Source organism: Parendozoicomonas verongulae (assembly GCF_009711465.1).
Classification (GTDB): domain Bacteria; phylum Pseudomonadota; class Gammaproteobacteria; order Pseudomonadales; family Endozoicomonadaceae; genus Sansalvadorimonas; species Sansalvadorimonas verongulae.
The window spans coordinates 1-513 of the sequence record NZ_SMME01000551.1 but is presented as its reverse complement, the minus strand read 5'-3'; the positions used below and the strand labels follow the sequence as shown (position 1 = coordinate 513).

The following is a 513-nucleotide window of genomic DNA, read 5'->3' as shown; positions in this document are numbered from 1 at the left end:
TCTCCGGTTTACACTGCTGTCCGGCCAAACTATGCCTCCCTTTACGAGCCACTTCCACTGCGAAGTTCACCCGAGCTTAAATCTGTACAACTTCAGGCATACAAAATCCGAGACAACCTTCATGTTGTAGAAATAGAACCTGCTAAAACCTGGAATACACACTTCTGGGAAAAATTTCGGGAGTTAGAAAGTGAGTGGTTAAAAAAAGCTGATCAAATTCTGTATGTCACGTTTCCATATGACAGTAAGGAGATATCAATACCATTGGGGCTGACCGGACTTCCGAGTACCTATAGAAGGCATTACCGCCCGTTAGCCAAGCACTTGCAAGACCTGAATAGAGCTTCTTTAAAACAGAATTATTTGGTTATCACTGTTCCTACCGAGCTAACCTCGGCCGATGAATCCACACTTTTTGCAACATTTTGGAATGCTATGCTGCCATCCATGAAGACAACCTTTATTAAATTGGATAGTCCTGATTGGGAAAACGATATATTAAGGGCCACAGCA

At 42.9% G+C, this 513-nt stretch carries 1 protein-coding gene; it reads left to right on the top strand.

Translation table 11 applies throughout. The features are described 5' to 3' along the window. Positions 1-513 (top strand): hypothetical protein (locus E1189_RS24730; protein ID WP_230459957.1); only part of this gene is annotated, 513 nt, incomplete at both ends.